Genomic DNA, 14,419 nt, shown 5'->3' with positions numbered 1-14,419 from the left:
CCGCTCCGAGTCCTCAGGCGATCACTCGTGTGTATGCCCGAGTGCCTCGTTTGCCGCCTGATTCAACTGTTCGAGCATCTCTCGCGCCCCGTCTGGCAAGTCCTCTTGGGGTAGTTCGAGTCCGGGTTGTTCGTGCGGATCTGGCTCGCCAACGATCACACTTCCCACCATCCCCATTCCTTCGTGGGGCTGGCAGAAGTAGTCGTACACACCCTCAACGTCAAATGTGTGTTCGAACGTGTCTCCCTCCTCTTGCAGGATGCCGCTATCCCAGCCATCTGCATCGTCGGGAATCCGCTGTGGTTTTTCTACATCAGCAGAGTAGGCGGTCGTCGTATGGCTCCCGCTCTCCAGCGTCCACGTCACAGTGCCGCCCGGTTCGATCCAGACAAGGTGGGGATCGAAGTGGTGTCCATCATCGGACACCATCGCGACATCAGCGTTCTCAGACGGACTTTCCGGCACGTCGCCACCATGGCTATGCGACCCGAGGTCAGATCGGATGGAAGCCCCGTCAGGGTCAAGGACCCACCAGACATCGTTGAGGCCCTGGCCTTCGACATCGCCCAACGCCTGGTCACGAGCAAAGTAGTACAGCGGCCAACCGTTTGCAGCCACCTGCATCGACCCGTCCTCACGTTCGAACGTCGTTACCTCGGCCGCAACGTCTTCACCGACGGTCGGTTCCTCGTCAACCGTCAGCGGCGGCCAGTTCTCAGCGCAGTCATCATAACAGGCGCTCGCCCCTTCACCCTGCGTATCCTGCTCGAACATGTACAGCGTCTGGCCGGTCGGCCCCACGAGGATAGGCTCGCGATCACAGTGGCAGTAGACCTGCACCGTCGGACCCGCTGGGTCACTGGATGACCCATTGTCGCCCGTTTCGTTTCCGCCGTTAGTTTCGTTCCCACTCTCGTTGCCAGGACTAGACACCGGTTCGCCGCTCGAATTATCGGACCCAAGGCATCCCGCCATGGTGATCGCTCCAGCTGTCGCCCCGAGTAGTGTGCGTCGGTTCAGGCGCATACCTGATCGGTCGACGTTTCAGCATAAGGTCATTTTCCGGACTTCATCCAAAATTCGTCCAAAGTTGGCGAGAGACCTGTCAAAGCCACGTAATTCGGGTTAAAAACAGCAGTGCAACAAGCTCAAGACCGCACAACATCGTCACACCGACCTGCACGTCAGTACCAGAATTGACGAACCAGCCGATGAAGTCCGGGTGAAGAACGTAGAAATACAGCCAGAGACCGTTTTGAACGAGGAGCAACGCGGCAAACACGAGGAGCCCAAGCGTGTGGCGAGCACCGTGCTGCCGGTAATTGTGAAGCCAGACCGAACCAAGAGCGAGCAAGAGTACTACATTCACCCCCGCTGCCGCCCTCGCCGCGTTGAGCCAGGCTTCCATCAGATTGCTATTTCGTCGTCATCGTTATAGGTGCTATCCAAATTTTGTCCCAAATTACGGCTCTTCTGGGTCGACTGTCTCAAGGATCTCATCGACAGTATTCCAGTTCGATTTCACCTGATCGGTGAACAGGTACACGGTGCCGTAGTTGCCGCCGCCCGTCCTGACTACGTTGTTGTCCAGCAACACATCGAGATGGTGGCGAATTGTCGTGTAATCCATGTCGAGTTCGGTCGCAAGTTCGTTGGCGTTCCGCGGCCGCTCGTTAAGCGCTCGGATGATCCGGACGCGAGTCGGACCGCCGCGAGAACTCGCAAGCAGATACCAGAGAACGCCGTCCATCCACTTGGATATCGGATAGCTAGCTTGTAAACACTTGGTCAGATTGAAGGCTCAGATAACGCGGTAAAGCAATCGACATCAAACAGCGCTCTTGTGAAGCACGTTGTTGGTGAATCAGAGAACTGCTCGAATGGCTGCTATCGACGGCGACCCGACCTATTTCCGTCCGCTCAAGGATCTTATCGACTTCGACGGCCAGCGCATCTATCAAGAGGATATCTCACTCCAGGCTGCCGAACTCGCTACTTCGCTCAGCTATCGTGATGCCGTCGCCCACGGCGACGGCTTCACTCCCATGCCCTCAATTTCGACGCTCAACCGGCGAGTCCGTGAATACAGCAGCAAGCTCGGTGACTTCGTTCGTGATCGGCTTCCTGGGACGAACGCAGACACTGTCGTTCCTGATGGAACGAAGTGTCATAGCCAGCAGGATCACTGCTCCTACCATGATGTCAACGTCACCCTCGGGCAAACAGCCGAGAGTGACGACACAGAAACCACACTCTTAGACGTCAACGTTAACGAATCCTGGGATGAAACAGCAGAAGCCCTCGAAGAGACTGAGGCGGTCACTGACGACGCCACGGTCGTCAGTGACGCCGAGAAGGCGCTCGTCGATGCGTTCGAGAGTGGTGATCGATCTCACCAGCTCGATCTCGTTCACGTCGGTCGAACGCTCGGGTACAAGCTCTGAAAAGATGATGCGTTTCCGCTCTCCGAACGGAAAGCAATCGTCTCTGGCGTTACGGATGATCTGTTCCATCTGAAGAACTCTGTTGCACTCCATGCACCGAGGAATGAGCGTTTGGCGATTCGCTCGCGGATCGACCAAACGCTCGAGACTCTCCGGAAGGAAGCCTGGAGGTTAGAGCGTCAAGACTCCCCGAAAGCTACGGCGTACCTCCAGGAATGGGCAGAAGCAACTGTGACGTTCGCGGAACTCGCGCTTGACCAACAGCAGGTTCCGTGGACGTCAAACGTGGTCGAACGAGCCAGGGGTGAAGTTTCGAAGCGGTGTAAGAATCAATGGATGCGGTGGTCAGAAGCGGGGTTAGAGTCGCTTCTCTGGTTGAATCTGGTGCAGTATGCCGATCCCGAGCAGTTCGCGGCGTTCGCCGACGAACTGCTCGAGCGATCAGCCAAAACAGCCATCACAATGGAGGTGTCAGTTGACGCTACCAGAGGCGAACTCTAGACGAGTTTGGGACGGGACCCAAAATGACGGCAGTATAGCAACGCTTAGCGCGGAACTGAACGGTTCGACCCCGATCTCCTACGGCGGTACGTACACAATTGCGCTCTACGAGAGCGGCGGCGGTGGCGGGGGAAAGCCAATGTCAATTGGGCCTGTCCCAACGCCGAGCGAGTCTGCACTACCCAACTTCATCGTCCTCCTCGGAGGGGTCGCCGCATTGATCGGGCTCTATATCCTGCAACGCCGCTTTTTCGCCGATGATGAGGAGTTCATCGCCGAGTGGCCGGAGGATCGGACAGAAGAGGACTTTGTCTTTATCGACACTGGTGATGATTTCGAAGAAATGGTCCGGTTCAATCTCCTCGAGGTTCCCGATGAGCTTGAGCCGGGATCAGTCGCTCACTCGAGTTACGTAGAGAGCTTGGCCGATGACATGTCCGCTGCGTTCGCCCAGACCGGCGGGTCCGATAACTACTGGGGAGCGCTCATGAGTCGCGTCACGCGGACGCTGATCCGGGGAATGACGCAATCGGGGAAGACATGCACTCCCGTCGATCTTGCTGCAGCATGCTCGTCTCAGGATAACCTCGAGCAATTCGCCGATTGGATGAACGAAGAACGGGTCCACTTCATCCGGGAGACAGCCGACCGGATCAAGGAGAAGGAAGACGCTGACCTCGAGCCGTTGGCCGGCCGCATGGATAATGTCGTCCACAACGCGACGCTCCGGACCATGCTCTCCACTCGAGAGCCGACGATCCGGATCCAGGATATCGTCGATGACGGGAAGATAGCGGTCCTACGGTTGGATCCCTCGCTCGGGGAAACCGAGAAGAACTTCATCACGACGCCGCTCGTTCGGCGCTTCTACAACGCGAAGAAGATGAGCGAGAACGAGGATCCGTTCTTCTGCGTGTGGGACGAGTTCGACAAGGCGGTAACTCGAGAGTCCAACGTCGATGAAATGCTCTCTGAGGCCGGCGGCTACGGGCTCTGGTTCGTCCTTGCCTGTCAGGCACCGAGTTACCAGCTCCCCGAGAGCCTCACAAATGCCGTCGAGAGTCAGATTGAGACGTTCGTTAGCTTCGGAACCAGTGGACAGGACGCGAAGTATATCGCCGGCCAGCATACGATCGACGACTCGGACCTCTCGAATCTCTCGCGGTACTCCATGTACATGCGGACCCACGACGATAACGACGACTTCACGCACTCCTACCGGGTCAACACATTCCCGCCCGTTCGCGAGGTACGGAGCGAAGTAGGCAACGCCGCTCTCATGAGCGATACCGACGTACTCGACCTCAAGCGCCGCTCCGTAGAACAGTATGGGGAGATCCCAGAGAGTCCAGAAGAGATCAAGGACGAATCCCATTTCTTCGGGACACCAAGTAGACAAGAAGCCGAGAGTACGACCCTCACACCATGGCAACAATCTCGAGTGTGCAAGGCGATCTACGACGAAGCGCTCCGACAGGGGTCCGACGATGGCTTTGTGTTCCTAAACGACGTCCCGGAGCGCCTGGACGACTACCTGTACGATGTGGACGTCTCCACTCCATCCAAGGTTTCCTCGGCTCTGGACTACCTCTCTGCCCGTGAGATCGAACGAGAGGACCGTGGCGGGAAGCTATACGTTCGGTGTACCGAGCAGGGGAAGCAGGCTATCTTCTCTGGCGGGAACTCCCTCGCTGACGACGATGAAAGCGTCCAGGAGAACAACGGCGGCGAAGGTCACAAGCAGCTGCTTCGAGACGCCTATGATCCGTTGATGGACACCGGGCTTCTGGTGGATATCCCCCAGCAAGACGGCTCAGATATGCCTGATGCGACGGCCAACCTAGACGATGCGCTGCAGTTAGGCGACTCGGCGTCTGCTCGAGAGATCGCGAACCGTGTGGCTGAATTTGAAGAGAAAGAACCTGTGCTTACCCAGCTGACCGACCTGAATAACGTCTCGATCGAAGCCGAGAAGGCCACTGGGAGCACCAAACAGGGCCAAACGGTAAAGAATCTTGCCAGTGCCGTCAACGACGGAGAGCAATGCCTGTTCATCGCCCGCGAGTCGATCGCACCGAACGTATGGAAGACGCTCGCTGAAGAGCCACTGGGAGCGCACGAGAACCACAAGCCGGACGGAGAGACGCGCTTCTACAACTTGCACCCATTGAGCATCGACGATGAGCAAATCTATCGTGACGGCGCTCGCGAAGACGTCTGGGTTCGCAACGAACGGACTGGCAAGTACATCCTTCGCGATAGCTCCGGCGAAGAGCATGCTCGCTTCCCCAACGTGGAGAGCATCTTCACCGACGCCGACCGGTACCCTTCGGTCGATCCTGGAGCGACCGAGAACCTTCGGACGGTCAAAACCCCGGTCATTCCCGAGCACATCTTCGATGACGGCGAACTACCAGATCACGGCGACGGCTGGCACATCCTTGTTGTGCCGTCTGATGGCGATTCGCTCCAAGTCTACATTGACGGCATGACTGTCCCACTCGAGAGTCTCGGTGCTGATGGGACGGGAGACGACGATCCAGAAGAGGACGAAGAAACCGGGACGCTTGACGGGTTGCTCGAAACACTCGACTAACGCTCCCGCTGTTCCAACTCCTTCTCGACTTCTTCGCTGATGATTGTCCGGAGGTCATCACCGAGTCCGCGACGGACGACGTCTTTCAGAGTCTCGAGTTCGTCCTCAAGACTACTCACATGGTTCTCGAGTCGCTCTATATCATCATACGTCGGGAACGAGCGCCAATGGCTCGAGTCCAGGAACTCCTGACCGAGCGAGGTAATGGAATAGACGTTCGCCGGGATCGTTCCCTCCCCTTCGGTCTCTCCGACGACTTCCACTAGCCCAAGATCAACGAGCGTCTGCATGTGGTAGCTCGGCTGTGTTGAATCACTAGACAGCGGCGGAATGGTTCGCTAAATCGAAGGTCTTGAAGCGGGAGACTTCAGTTGTTCATGACCCAAATCTCCCGCTTCATTGGGGCAGTTGTGCCGATTGCTCAAAACGTTACTGGCGATGGAGACGAATCCGCCGCCCCGAAAGGTGGCGGCGGATTCGCCGACTATGCCCTCGTTTCCCTGCATTGTCTGCGGATTTACCTCGATACGTCCTATCGAATGACGATCGATCTGCTGAAGGAAATGCCGCAAATAACAGGGGAGATCGGCCTTGATACGGCCGATCTCCCCGCACCATCTACGCTGTGTAAGGCGTTTGATCGGATCGAGATGAGCGTTTGTCGAGTGTTGCTGTGCCAGTCGGCACAGCTACACGACCTCTCTGAGCACGCTGCGATCGACGCTACGTTCTATGAACGAGATCGTGCAAGCCGTCACTACTGCCACCGAACGAATTATCGTGTTCAGACGCTCAAAGTTACAAAACTCGTCGATACAGCAACGCAAGCTGTGCTTGATCTTCACTGCTCGACGACGTTAGAAGGCAGCGACGCAGATCTCTGTGAGCAGATCGCCCGCCGGAACGCGGGCGATCTGCGGTCTCTAGCCGCTGATAAGGGCTATGACAAGCAACAACTCCGCGAACGACTCCGTGAACTCGACATTCGCCCGCTGATCAAACACCGGATCTTCGCTCCGTACGATCACGCACACAACGCCCGCATTGATGAAGATCGGTACGCTCAGCGGTCAATGGCCGAAACCGTCAACTCAGCCGTCAAGCGCTCGCTCGGCTACGCCGTGCGAGCGCGTAACTGGTATCGAGAGTTCCGTGAAATTTCTCTGATGTGTGTCGTCTACAACATCAAACGTGCCGTCAAACAGTGAAATCCACCGCCTTACAGCGATTCAACAGAGCTGGTAGCTCATACTCCCCGACGGGATCCCTGCTTCACGGCGGAGTTCTGTCGTCGAACGTTCGTCACTGTCCGATCGACTTAGAGCCGTGAGCAACGCTCCACGATCCTCAGTGATCTGCTCAGAAATCTCGTCGAATTTGCCCGAACTCTCGGAACTCATACATTGACCACACCCTATAGATAACGCCTATCTACTTAGTAATTATCCTACTATTATCCAACTATCCCAGAAACACCGACCAATAAGGAACCAATCAAACCACAGGGGCCACAAGTCAACCGGGCAAAGAATCAGAGACGTATCAGTCTCTCGAGCAACGCGACGGAAGCGCTACCCAAGCAGACAGAACCCTACGCGAGTGGAACGAATCACGCCACGACCACAGCAGAGGATGGCACCCGAAGAGATCACAAGAGAGTGGGAGGACGAGATGACGCGAACAGGGGCACCCCAGCGGACGCACAGAGCCGAAGGAAACTCGAGTGAGCACCAGGTACCCAGAGTAGGGAACAACCAGCAGTGGGACAGTCCACTCGAGAGCGACGGCGAGGAAGACAGCCGAATGAGACTGTGGGACAGTCAGGGTGTGCCGGACCCAGAGCGGAAAGATGCAGAGATGAAGGGGGGACAGTCCAGCAATGCGAGCAGTGGCCCCAAAGCAGAGTGTACCGCCAGCGGAACAGTCAACACCAGGAGGACAGCAAGCCGCCAGCAGACCAGGCCAGTGTACCGCACAGCAAAAGACCGCAAAGCGAGAGGCCGCAACAGCAGGACGTAGCGGACAGCAATGAGGAAACCCCAGGGACCGAGTGAGGACCAGCAAAGCATGGCTGTGACTACACAGGACAGTCTCCACCGACAAGAGTGAGGACAGTCCTCTGCTGCCGGAACAGACCGACAAAGACGCAAAGCGTCAGCGTGGGGTGTCAGCCAGTGCTACCGGCATCTTGGGTGCCGACGTGAGCGACACAGGTCAATTCATCACATCTTGATGCACTGATGGAGTGCCAACAGTACCAAGGGCGATAAGTCGGGTCAAAGCGACGGACTATTTAAGCCTGGAATCATCTTCCTGAGAATGCTAGAATTTGCAATGGATTGGCTCACCAAGATAACAGCTACTATCGGTAGTTCCCATCGATCCTGATTGCTGACTCGATTTTTAGAAGGACTGAAAGAGATCAGACCGAGTGATTCCCTGCGGCACGCTCAGACGGCGATCTCACGACAGTGAGAGAGCCGTCGCGCCAGACACGATGCGAGGCCGTCGCTCCGGTATAGGGTTGCCGCTGGACGCGGGCGATCTCAGCCCGCGTCCAGCTGGCTATAGGTCGCCGGAATCCCGGTACAGTTCGTCGGTGCTTCCCATTTCCGCCGTAACGTGTCGTCGAGTGCGTGATCAATCCACTCGCGGAAGACCTCGAACCGGAACCAGACAGGCAGTGCTCGCCCGCCGCGCTGCGGCGTGGCGAGCACGCCCCACCGAACGATCACCCAGAGATTCCGCAACAGGAAGCTCACCAGAACGAACAACAGCCGCACGACTGGATCAGTCGTGCTGGTTCGTGCACGCGCTTCACGTATCGTTCGGAAAGCTGTCTCGATCGCTGAGCGCTTCTGGTAGAGTGCTTCGACATCTTTCGGCGTGCGATCGGTCAGATCGCACGCCACGTACGCCCGAACGAGCAAGCCGTGTTTACCTCGATTGCCCTGCTGGTAGGAGACACAGACCGCGAGCGGGAAGCGTAGTTCCCGCTCGCTCCCCTCGTACATCACGTACTCCGTCCAGTAGGACACCGTCGTGTCGAGTTTCTCTGCCATCTGTTTTCCGCGCCGCACGACTGGAAGAGCGACTGATGCGACTGCATTCAGTCGCTCGATCGACGTTCCGTCGTAGAACCCACGGTCGGCAAGAACGCCAGCGACATCAAAGGGGAGGGCCGCGACGTGGTCGAGCACTCGCTCGACCGCGTCGCTCTTCGGTTCATCACCACGAACGGGTGTGACTGCGACGACCAGTGGTTTGGCCCGACAAAGAACAAATCCAGCAAGGTAGCGATGGCACTGGGAGGTGCCATCGCGAGGCTTCGTGTGACAGATTACACCAGGTTCAGCGTGTGGACAGCCATGATAATGGATATCGACGAAGTCGAGGCAGATGATCCTCGGCCCAGCGCCGAGGATCATCGCCGCCTGCTGACAGAGAAGGCGGTTAGCGATTGCTTCGAGTTCAGCAGGCGGGACCGTGTGAAGTTGGGCAAGCGTGTAGTCATCGGAGTACGTTCCACGAGTGGTGTCAGTGACAGCCTTGATGGATTTCTGATCGACAGCGGCCTGGAGGAGCGTCTGTCGGATAATCCCGGAGTCGAAGCCGCAGCCTTCGACTCCGGGGATCGGGATCTCAGAGAGGAGATCAAGCGCTAAGGTTTCAAGGTCAGAGGCCGTAAGAACGGTGTCTGGATGGTAGAGGCACTTCATACACCCATTCAGACGCTTCCTGAGAATCTAACCTCATCAGTCTCGACTAACTTCTGATTCGATGGGAACTACCGACTATTGGAGTGTTTCTCGATTGGATCGGGACTGTCCTACTAAGTGCGGAGATGGCAGCGGTAGTGGCTCTGTTGGGGACGGGATTAGCATATCATAGATATTTCTATAATCGACCAGAACTTCTATTAGATGCTACACCTGGTGATCACGACCCTATAACCGGTCCAGATTCGACAACAATCTCTGCCGAGCTTTCCCTGGTAAATGCCGGGAATGATTCGGCTGAAGATGTCTATCTCAGTTTTACACTTTTCGATTGGTGGTTTGATGATGGTGATTCAATTAATGAGGTTTGCGAGACAACCCTATAAATCGATGAAGAGCGCACGTACGGGTTTATTGGTGCCAAAAGCGAACCCCACGACCTGTACATTGAAAATATAATCTATGAAGGAGATATATTCTCGTTGTATTACGACCACCCCGAATTCGCCAATGATGGCTGCTACAAAGTGGAATACGTATTGGCTTGCAACAGTCACGGGCCAAGAGAGGGGTCGCTCTACTTTTGTATAGATGGACAGGACTTGACGATTCACAGAAAGTATCCAACGAAGTGGCGGAATATCTGGAGTAAGTTAGGGTGGAATGCCCCAGAAGAATCACGAACTGTCCGAGTTAGATAGTTGCTGGAGCTAGTGAACCTGCCAGTTAATTTGTACCAATTAGGGAACTGATAGATGGGGACGACTCTTGGCAGCGGAGTGCTCCCCTCCTCGTGTCTACCGTGAGACTCGCTACGTAACCGGGTAGGAACTTACTGGACGGTCCACTAGTTGGGTGCCATCTTGTGCGAAACACCACGGTTCCAGTAACAGCAAATCACGGGGACTCGAGTTCAAGAGTGAACTCGACAGCAGTAGGGGACTGTCAATTGCGAGCTCCAGTTCAGTGAGACCATCCACGAGCGATACGGCGTCGCGTCGGCCAACACGCGACAGGGGGACTGTCAGCCCTGGCGCCAGCGTATCACTGAACTCGAGCAACAGTAGGGGACTGTCCATCTTGCTTGTTCCAGAAGGTGTCAGAGAACGATCCGAATGGAGTTCTTTTCACGCAATCTGGTCTGAACTACCCGTTCACTACATGTGCACAAGTACCTTTTTGCTGCGGATCCTCGCTCCCTTCGGTCGCTCGAACCGCTTGCAAAAATCTACGCTAAAAGACCGCCTCCGCGGGCTTCGCCCGCTTCGGCGGTGAACTGCTCACTTCGTTCGCAGATGCTCGTCGCGGTAACGCCTTCGCCTGTACTTACCGTTTGTCGGGTAGTCACAGAGAGAGGGTATGGAAACTTTCTATGACACCCTGTTGATCGAATGTTACGCTAGGCCAGCGTTCTCGAAGGCCTCATTGACTACGTCGGCAGTGGGTGCGTTCAGATAGGGTTCGATTGCTTGGAACGAATCCCAGCCACCGACCGACATGACAACTCGAGGGTGACGTCTTCGACCGGCTCGCGGCTAATCGGCTCCCATATTCCCACATAGCGGACGCACTCGACCCTATGTAACCGCCGTCAGTGCAGCTCAAAAGCGAGTTTTTGGCCTTCCCATCGACACCACGCCAGCGGATGTCGAACCCGTTATCATTCATCGTCTCCCTGCAAGAACTCGGCAATCGCCCAGAAACGCTCGGCGACCTTTTCATCAGTCAACGGGCGCTCGAACTCGGCTTTCATCTCGACCATGTCACCGCTGGTCGCCATCACTTCTCATCCCCGTTATCGTCCCAGAACTTGCGGAGTTCTCGCGTCGCCGCTTGTTTTGCTTCATCGGACCAGACATCGCCGTCCTACTTGTCGATTGTCTCGGTGACGTCCTCGAAATGAGGAAGCCTGACAGACGCTACTACGCGGATATTTACGCAGCACTCGAAAACAAGTGAGCACGCCCGTTCTAGGTTACAGAGGTTCTGGGGCCAATGGTGGCGTACGCTTGTGTTCGCTCTGCTCGTGCATTTCGACGATGTGCTCGACGTCGTCAACGGAGGTGCCCGTGAAGCGGGCAGTGGCCGAGGCGGGGACACCGCCGTCGACGTGGAGTGCGAGGATCGCGTCGAGGGTGTCGTAGTCAATACCGAACTCCTCCTCATCAGTATCGTAGTCGACCATGCCGCCGGTCGGCGTCTTCTGAACGAGGGATTCGTCGACCCCGAGGTGGGCGGCGACTTGCCGAACCTGCTGTTTGTAGAGGTTCCCGAGCGGGTTACAGTCAACGCCTCCGTCGCCGAATTTCGTCACGTAGCCGGTGCCGAGTTCGGCGCGGTTCCCCGTTCCGAGAACTAGTTTATTCTCGTAGTTTGCGACGAGATAGTTCAGTGTCATTCGGACGCGGGCACTCGTATTCCCGACGTGTCGTCCTTCCCAGCGGCCCTCAGAGTTGTCGTCCGGCTCCGCATCGTATGTGTCGAGGATCTCGTCGACGATGCCGTCGATTTCGAGAACGTCGTACGTGATGCCGAGTTCACGGGCGGCCTGTTTGGCGTCGCTCATGTTCGCGTCCTCGTTGACCTCTTTCGGTAGAAGGAGGCCGTGGACTGCGTCTGCACCGAGGGCCTCGACCGCAAGGTGGGCGGTCGCTGTACTGTCGATACCGCCTGAGAGCGCGATAAGTGCGCCGTCGACGCCAGCTGCGTCGACTTGTGCGGCGATGAAGTCAGTGAGGTGGGTGACGCGTGCTTCGAGTTCGCTCTCGGAGAAGCGGAGGTCGAGTGGGTCAATCTCGCGCTGGGTCTGTTCGTAGAGGTTCGCCATGATGCCCGGAACGTCTCGCCTTGACACGGAAAAGCGATTCGAAGGGGAGACGTTCAGTTGGCGAATTCACCAGTTCTGACAGCTGCTACGCGAACATTCAAGTGTGTTAAGCAGGTGGACGTGAGGTAAGAAGAACTCGCATCTGAGAACCCGACTGCATCGCTTTTCCCGTCCGAATTCAGGTGGACAACAACAAGCCAGTGCTGAATGCAACGAACTGAACAGCCGATGCTGCGCAAGGACACAAACACAGCAGCGACACCGCAGGCGTATCAAGCACTTGACCGACCGAATACCATCCCCAGTTCGACATCCCCAGCCGTCGAACTGACCGTCGTCCCACAAGCGGAGCGGCCCGATTCGAGGCCGACTGAACGACAGCCAAACCGGAACAGGAGCGGGTGACAGATGGACGACAATGACGACTCTGGCGGGCTGACGGAGGGTCTCCAGATGGATCTGTTCCACCCGGAGTCCGAACGCGATCCCGGCGACACGAACGTCCAGAAGTGGGGATTCGACGTGCACCCAGTCGTCTTCCCGGTCACACTCCTGCTGGTCGCCGTGTTCGTCGCCGCGACCGTCCTCCTCGGCGAACAGGCGGCCACGGTATACTCAGACGTTCGGAGCTTCTTCGAAGGGAACTTCAGCTGGTTCTACCTCCTCTCGGTGAACTTCTTCATCGCTGTCCTCCTGTTTTTCGCGTTCAGCAAATACGGGAAGATCCGAATCGGTGGCGTCGAGGCCGAGAAGGAATTCAGCGACTTCTCGTGGATGGCGATGCTGTTCAGCGCAGGCATGGGTATCGGGCTGATGTTCTACAGCGTCTCGGAGCCGATGGTCTACTACTCCGACGTTCCTGGGTTCTTCGACGCCGAAGCGGGGACGGGGATGGCGGGCGTCGCAGCCTTGACGCAGACGTTCTTCCATTGGGGAATTCACCCGTGGGGAATCTACGGACTGGTTGGGCTCAGTCTGGCGTTCTTCTCGTTCAACCGCGGCCTCCCCCTGACCTTCCGATCGATATTCTGGCCGCTGCTTGGCGACCGTATCTACGGCTGGCCAGGACATCTCATCGATCTTGTAACCGTGTTCGCGACGCTGTTCGGCCTCGCGACGTCACTTGGCCTCGGTGTCAAACAGATCAACACCGGGCTCTCGTACATCCTTGGTGACATCCTGGGCGTCGTAAGCGTCCCGACGGGAACGGTCCCACAGATACTGCTTATCGCCATCATCACCACCATCGCGACGGCCTCCGTCGCCGCCGGCTTGGAAGGCGGCGTCAAGCGCCTGAGCACGCTGAACGTCTACCTGATGTTCGCCCTGTTCGGATTCGTGGTCCTTGTCGGGCCGACCGTCTTCATCTTCGGCGCCTGGGTGCAAGGGCTCGGGTCGTACTTCACCAACCTCCCGTCGCTGGCGTTTTTCACCGGCACTCTTAGTGACGGATCGTCGACGGTCAACGACTGGACGGTGTTCTACTGGGCGTGGTGGATCGCCTGGTCGCCGTTCGTCGGGACGTTCATCGCTCGCATCTCGAGAGGACGGACCATTAAGGAGTTCGTCGTCGGCGTCCTCGTTATTCCGTCGCTGTTCTCGACGGTCTGGCTCGCCGCCTTCGGGGGGAGTGCACTGTTCAACTCGCTACAGGGTAACGGCGCGGTCCTCACAGCCCACGAACAAGCTGGCCAGACGGTCGCAATGTTCGCCCTGCTAGACCAGTTTCCGTTCGGCGCCGTCTTCGGGCTGCTAGCCATCTTGGTCGTGGCCATGTTCTTCGTCACGTCCTCGGACTCTGGCTCGCTGGTCATCGACCACTTGACTTCCGGCGGGAAACATGACGTGCCGAAGACCCAGCGTATCTTCTGGGCGATCACCGAAGGCGTCGTCGCCGCCCTGTTGCTGTACAGCGGGGGTCTCAACGCCCTCCAGACCGCAGCAATCGCGACCGGTTTCCCGTTCTCACTCGTCCTCATCGTGATGTGTTATACGATGTATCTCGGACTTCAGACGGAGTACGAACTTCTCCAATCCGAGGAGTTCGCCGACCGCGTTCAGGATATCACGGACGAGGACGTTGCCATCGACAGATCCCGGTCCGAAGTCGTGACCGACATTCGGGAGACTTCTGAGAGTGCAGACGACTGACCGAGATTGCCGACGATCCTCGAGGAAGCCGAACGCGTCGCAGACCAACACGAATTATCCCGGATTGCAGCAGCATCCCCAACACGACCTCGCTCACGAACAGATGGACGGGTTCGGCGGTAATATCATTCTCCCTGACATTATCCGGATCCTCGAGTTCTGGGTGCGTGTCGGCGATCAT

General features: G+C 57.1%; 9 protein-coding genes and 2 pseudogenes. 4 read left to right on the top strand and 7 right to left on the bottom strand.

The genetic code is table 11. From position 1 onward, the window contains the following. Positions 1 to 21: 21 nt before the first annotated feature. From K6I40_RS28205 to K6I40_RS07025, 3 genes are all read right to left on the bottom strand, one after another. Complete coding sequence (locus K6I40_RS28205; protein ID WP_255681504.1) at positions 22 to 933, bottom strand: plastocyanin/azurin family copper-binding protein; 912 nt, start codon at positions 931 to 933, stop codon at positions 22 to 24. Positions 934 to 1,105: 172 nt separating this feature from the next. Next, positions 1,106 to 1,408, bottom strand: a complete 303-nt coding sequence (locus tag K6I40_RS07030) for a hypothetical protein (RefSeq protein WP_222913950.1) — start codon at positions 1,406 to 1,408, stop codon at positions 1,106 to 1,108. Positions 1,409 to 1,462: 54 nt separating this feature from the next. After that, entirely contained in the window at positions 1,463 to 1,750 is a 288-nt protein-coding gene (locus K6I40_RS07025; RefSeq protein ID WP_222913948.1) for a winged helix-turn-helix domain-containing protein, read from the bottom strand. A gap of 133 nt (positions 1,751 to 1,883) precedes the next feature. Between K6I40_RS07025 and K6I40_RS07020 the strand changes: the two are divergent. Together K6I40_RS07020 and K6I40_RS07015 are read left to right on the top strand one after the other, a co-directional pair. Next, a pseudogene (locus K6I40_RS07020) lies at positions 1,884 to 2,945 on the top strand (ISH6 family transposase); the annotation flags it as partial. A gap of 139 nt (positions 2,946 to 3,084) precedes the next feature. After that, positions 3,085 to 5,541 (top strand): hypothetical protein, encoded by a 2,457-nt coding sequence (locus K6I40_RS07015; RefSeq protein ID WP_222913946.1) that lies wholly within the window; start codon positions 3,085 to 3,087, stop codon positions 5,539 to 5,541. On the opposite strand, the gene K6I40_RS07010 is transcribed toward K6I40_RS07015, so the two are convergent. Beyond that, a complete protein-coding gene (locus tag K6I40_RS07010) occupies positions 5,538 to 5,831 on the bottom strand; it encodes a hypothetical protein (protein WP_222913944.1) in 294 nt (97 codons plus the stop codon). The genes K6I40_RS07015 and K6I40_RS07010 overlap by 4 nt on opposite strands. 87 nt (positions 5,832 to 5,918) lie before the next feature. Here K6I40_RS07010 and K6I40_RS07005 point away from each other — a divergent pair, with 87 nt between their 5' ends. Continuing rightward, positions 5,919 to 6,749, top strand: a complete 831-nt coding sequence (locus tag K6I40_RS07005; RefSeq protein WP_222913921.1) for an IS5 family transposase — start codon at positions 5,919 to 5,921, stop codon at positions 6,747 to 6,749. 1,338 nt (positions 6,750 to 8,087) lie between these two features. Here K6I40_RS07005 and K6I40_RS07000 read toward each other — a convergent pair. The 3 genes and pseudogenes from K6I40_RS07000 to K6I40_RS06995 form a co-directional block, all read right to left on the bottom strand. After that, positions 8,088 to 9,260, bottom strand: a complete 1,173-nt coding sequence (locus tag K6I40_RS07000) for an ISH3 family transposase (protein ID WP_222913236.1) — start codon at positions 9,258 to 9,260, stop codon at positions 8,088 to 8,090. A 1,394-nt stretch (positions 9,261 to 10,654) separates the two neighbouring features. Continuing rightward, positions 10,655 to 10,783: pseudogene (locus K6I40_RS28960) on the bottom strand (site-specific integrase); the annotation flags it as partial. A 452-nt stretch (positions 10,784 to 11,235) separates the two neighbouring features. Further along, a complete protein-coding gene (locus K6I40_RS06995) occupies positions 11,236 to 12,087 on the bottom strand; it encodes an NAD+ synthase (protein WP_222913942.1) in 852 nt (283 codons plus the stop codon). Positions 12,088 to 12,495: 408 nt separating this feature from the next. Between K6I40_RS06995 and K6I40_RS06990 the strand changes: the two genes are divergently transcribed. After that, a complete protein-coding gene (locus K6I40_RS06990) occupies positions 12,496 to 14,238 on the top strand; it encodes a BCCT family transporter (protein WP_222913940.1) in 1,743 nt (580 codons plus the stop codon). The last annotated feature ends 181 nt before the right edge of the window (positions 14,239 to 14,419 follow it).

This window comes from Natrinema sp. SYSU A 869 (genome assembly GCF_019879105.1).
In the GTDB taxonomy this organism is placed as follows: Archaea; Halobacteriota; Halobacteria; order Halobacteriales; family Natrialbaceae; genus Natrinema.
Note: the sequence above shows the minus strand (reverse complement) of the source record. Positions and strands in the feature narration are given on the sequence as shown.

Coding starts and splice junctions, on each gene's coding strand:
- K6I40_RS07025 (WP_222913948.1), bottom strand. CDS start 1,750: ATGGACGGCGTTCTCTGGTATCTGCTTGCGAGTTCTCGCGGCGGTCCG.
- K6I40_RS07000 (WP_222913236.1), bottom strand. CDS start 9,260: ATGAAGTGCCTCTACCATCCAGACACCGTTCTTACGGCCTCTGACCTT.
- K6I40_RS07005 (WP_222913921.1), top strand. CDS start 5,919: ATGACCCAAATCTCCCGCTTCATTGGGGCAGTTGTGCCGATTGCTCAA.
- K6I40_RS07015 (WP_222913946.1), top strand. CDS start 3,085: ATGTCAATTGGGCCTGTCCCAACGCCGAGCGAGTCTGCACTACCCAAC.
- K6I40_RS07010 (WP_222913944.1), bottom strand. CDS start 5,831: ATGCAGACGCTCGTTGATCTTGGGCTAGTGGAAGTCGTCGGAGAGACC.
- K6I40_RS06990 (WP_222913940.1), top strand. CDS start 12,496: ATGGACGACAATGACGACTCTGGCGGGCTGACGGAGGGTCTCCAGATG.
- K6I40_RS06995 (WP_222913942.1), bottom strand. CDS start 12,087: ATGGCGAACCTCTACGAACAGACCCAGCGCGAGATTGACCCACTCGAC.
- K6I40_RS07030 (WP_222913950.1), bottom strand. CDS start 1,408: ATGGAAGCCTGGCTCAACGCGGCGAGGGCGGCAGCGGGGGTGAATGTA.